The sequence below is a fragment of the Verrucomicrobiota bacterium genome, assembly GCA_027622555.1.
Taxonomy (GTDB): domain Bacteria; phylum Verrucomicrobiota; class Verrucomicrobiia; order Opitutales; family UBA2995; genus UBA2995.
Genome location: JAQBYJ010000221.1, coordinates 1 through 4,178, shown reverse-complemented (window position 1 = coordinate 4,178; position 4,178 = coordinate 1). Strand labels below are relative to the sequence as shown.

Annotated in this window: 2 protein-coding genes; both read right to left on the bottom strand. The window is 47.3% G+C overall.

What is annotated here, in order from left to right; all coding sequences use genetic code 11:
• Positions 1-108: 108 nt before the first annotated feature.
• Positions 109-2,013, bottom strand: coding sequence for a S9 family peptidase (locus tag O3C43_24910; GenBank protein MDA1069731.1), 1,905 nt, complete (start codon positions 2,011-2,013; stop codon positions 109-111).
• A gap of 203 nt (positions 2,014-2,216) precedes the next feature.
• Complete coding sequence (locus tag O3C43_24905) at positions 2,217-4,076, bottom strand: hypothetical protein (GenBank protein ID MDA1069730.1); 1,860 nt, start codon at positions 4,074-4,076, stop codon at positions 2,217-2,219.
• Between the last annotated feature and the right edge of the window lie 102 nt (positions 4,077-4,178).

The window sequence follows — 4,178 nt, the reverse complement described above, 5'->3', positions numbered from 1 at the left end:
CAAAGCCTAAATCAGTGACGATGGGGAAGTCAATCAATATGTTATATTATTTAAGACGCACTACACTAGTGTATTTTAAGGATCGGGGGATAAACCTCCTCCTACAGTTCAAGAACCTCCCTTCAGATACTTATTCAGAAACTCGAGAATCTGACCATAGCCTTTGATCTGGTTTTCCTTTTTGAGGAAGCCATGTCCTTCGTCCGGGAAAATGACATACTCAACAGGCACTCCATTTGCCCGAACGGCCTCTACCATGTCGTCCGACTCGACTTGAAGCACGCGGATGTCATTGGCTCCCTGCAAAACCATGACTGGACTTTTTACCTTGTTCCCATGAAACACCGGAGAGATACGCTGCAAACGTTCGGCCTGAACTGGATCATTGGGATCCCCCATCTCGGCGTAGAGGGCATCCTTGAAAGAAGCCCAATGAGGAGGAATTGAATTCAGAGTGCGAACCCAATTGGTAACGCCAAAAATATTTACGCCCACTTTGAACTCATCGGGTTGGAGTGTCATCGCCGCCATGGTCATAAAACCACCATAGGAACCACCCAAGATCCCGATCTTGTCCGGATCAATATAGTCGAGAGTCTGCAAATAATTTTTACCGTAGACGCAATCCATGAGGTCTTTCTCTCCATGGTTGAGATCATCCATCTTGTAAAAGGTCTTTCCGTAGCCACTGCTTCCCCGGTTGTTTACCGCAAGAACCGCGTAACCGTGATTCACCAGATACTGAATCAACTCTGAAAAGTCGACTCGTGTCTGCCCTCCAGGACCTCCGTGAACCCACACCATGGCTGGGGCAGGACTTTCGGCCGTTGCAGTCTTCGGTTTGTAATAAATGGCAGGGATCTCCAATCCATCGAACGACAGAAAGCGAACAACCTCAGCGGATACCAGGTGGTCCGCGTCGATTGCAGGATTGAGACTATTGGTGAGGCGTTTCAATTTCCTGGAAGCAAATTCGTAGACATAGTTATCACTGGGAGATCTGGAAGTACCCACGCTGAGACGCATCCGTTCCTCACTTCGAGAAATGGATACTCCCAAAACATTTCCATCGGAAATGTCCGGCATCCCGACTTCCAAACCAGTCGTTGCCTCCTGAATTTTTAGAACATTCCGTCCATCCTCATTAATTCCAGTGACACGATACTTCTCGTTTTCAGACAGGTAGCTGTAACTCACATCCCAATTGGTTTCGAAAACCTTCTCATGCTCTCCACTGCTAATATCGAAACGGGCCAGGTAGGCGAACTCTCCGTCAGCATTCGTGTAATAAAAAAGAGACTTTCCGTCCTGGCTAAAACCAGAGCTGTTGTAACTTCCGGGCTTTTCTGGATCGGAGATTTCCGTCTGCTCGCCATAAGCAACATCGAGCATGAAAAGTTTGTTTTCACTCGTCGTAATGGGTCGCGCCACAGTGAGCTTGCTTCCGTCCTTCGACACATCGCCGAGACTCAAGCCTGATGTATTCTCGTAGATCATTTCCGAAGACCAATCAGATGTTTTCATTCTGTAGAGGTCGTAAAACTTTGGATCACGGCGATTAGAAGAAAAGTAAAAGGACTTCCGATCCTTGACCCAACCCATGAAGGAAACCTTTTCGTCCTTCTTGGGAGTCAGATCGCGGGAGTCGCCATTCGCCTCGAGGAGAAAAATATGGTTGTTCTCGTCTCCCCCGTGATCGGCCGAGTAGATGATCTGGTCGGTACCCGGGATGTAATCAATAGCGAATAGAGATTCTGTATCCGAAAAGGTCAGCTGAGTCATTTCGCCGGTAGCAATATCAATTTCGAACAAATTAAAGATACCGGTCTCATTGCTGCTAACCAGCAGCTTGGTCTCATCAGGAGAAAACCGGCCTCCGGTGATTCGCTTGTTCTCGAAAAACTGTTCGATCGAATATTGGGGGGTATTCTGAACTGTTTCGGACTTTGAGCCACAAGCCTGGAAAACTAAAGAGGAGAAAAGGGACACGAGTAATAAGGAGAGATATTTCATAATGAGCCAAATTAGAAAAAACGTGGAGATGGTATTGACGCTTAGCCGAAGAACACAACCCGCGACTAGTCAGTTGCAAAATTAATCACAATAGGAGTTAGACTCAGAGGTAGGCAGATAAACCGACATTACTGGAAGCATAAGCCCCACCTTTCCTATTAAGCCGCATACCAGGGAAATAAATTCTGCAATAAGAAATCTACCTACTCTTCCAAAACCAGTCTTACAAATAATCGCTCTAAGTCATCGAAAGGCTCGAGAATTCGTATGGTAACGGTTTGAGTGCCATCGCCATTATTAGATACAATAAAAACTTCCGTGAACGCCGGTCCAAATTTCCATTCCTCAAGATCATCGCCGATTTCCACTCTCTGAGTTACCCCAGAGACACCTGTGTTTCTGTCGTACTTGATAATCAGGTACTCAACGCCTGCAATTTCGATAGTATCAATTTTAACACCGCCATCGGTGTTAGGATCTTTGGGATTGGTACTGAGCAGGTACTCCTCGAAATTTGTGAGCCCATCGCCGTCATAATCCGCTTGCGGACCACTCAGCTCATCGTCTTTGCGTTCTTCTTCCGTAAATTGAGTAAACCGCCACAGACTAAATCCACTCAACGCTAAAACGAAATTGGCGGTGATCGTTTTGTCCGCGTCCATCGTCACGATTAGTGGATTAGCATTTCCAGCCGCATCGCCCGACCAGTTTGAGAAAGCGTAATCTTCGTTTGCGACCGCAGTCAGGGTAACTTTAGAAAGATGAGGATACGGGGAACCTTCGGGACTGATATTCACTTCACCCACGCCGACTAAATTTATTACCAAATTCTTTGGAGGAGGAAGGGCACCAGTCATGATCAAACCTCCACTGCCAACAACAACCATTGTGGTATCACTTACCGCAGTGCCACGCATGCTTTGTCCAACAGGGGTTTGCACGGAGGTCCACGCCAAACCGTCGCTACTCAAACTGATACGGCCACTGGTGTCCAAGGCTTCGAACTGACCATCCCGGATGGTTAGACCCTGTGCATTAGAGGGAGGGGAAACTTGATTGGCCGAGCTCCAGTTTATTCCGTCGATACTGGTCAAGGCCGTTCCCGATTGCCCAAGGACCACGAACTTTCCATTGCCGTAAGTTACATGAAACAAATTATTGGCTGTCGTGCTAATTCGCTCAGTCCAGGTGGTACCGTCGGTACTGGAGTATATGGCACCACCTTGACCAACGACAACAAAAGTTCCATCACCGTAGCTTATCTCCTCAAAGTCATTCGTTGTCACCACGTCATGTGTTGCCCAGGTAGTCAGATTTGCACTACTTCTTAGAAAGCCGTCGCGACCGACCGCAAACCAGTCACCGTTTAAGTAACGAAAACTGGTTATTCCAGGAAAGCCTGCGAATCCAGCACTTGGTAAAGACCACTCTCCTGTGTTTCCAGTCGGGCTTAAAATCCATTCTCCCTGAGAGGACATGGCGACGAACTTTCCGTCTGCAAATAGTACATTTATCCAGCTAATTGCAATCGCCGGAGTGAAAACATTATTCCAATTTGAACCAGTAGAGCTTTGCAAAACGTTTCCATTAAAGTCTGATGCAACGAACACACCTGCTCCATAAGCGACCCCTGAAAACGTCTGATCAAATCCCGTTTTCCGGTTTGTCCAGTTCGCCTGATCCGTACTGGTCAGTATGTTACCGCTCCTACCCGTCACAACCGAAATACCCTCTTCGTTTACAATGTTATAAACATCATCATTCACCCCGGTGAGCACAGCGGTCCAGGATGCCCAGTCGGTGGTGGTCCACAATTTTCCCTGGCGACCAGGAAAGTAGTAAGTGCCTGCATTATACCAGCTGTCAAAGAACCAACTGCTATCTTCCGAAAATGGCCTATGAGTCCAAGTGATACCGTCTGGACTAGTAAGGATAGTGTTCTGTTTCCCCCCCACGACAAAAAGTCCATTTAGGTAACGGATACTCAATAAACCCTGCCCGAGTCCTTCAATCGCTAGACCTGTAGGCCGAAGTGTCCAATTGATGGCATCGGGGCTGGTCATTATCTCCAGATTGTCACCCACCGTTACATAAAGACCACGGTATTTTTATTTGGCACGGTGATTGACGAGCATTTGGAATGGGATACCTAGATCATGCTGGGA

Excerpts from the sequence above, each read along its gene's own strand:
- O3C43_24910 (MDA1069731.1), bottom strand. The coding sequence starts at position 2,013 with ATGAAATATCTCTCCTTATTACTCGTGTCCCTTTTCTCCTCTTTAGTT.
- O3C43_24905 (MDA1069730.1), bottom strand. The coding sequence starts at position 4,076 with ATGACCAGCCCCGATGCCATCAATTGGACACTTCGGCCTACAGGTCTA.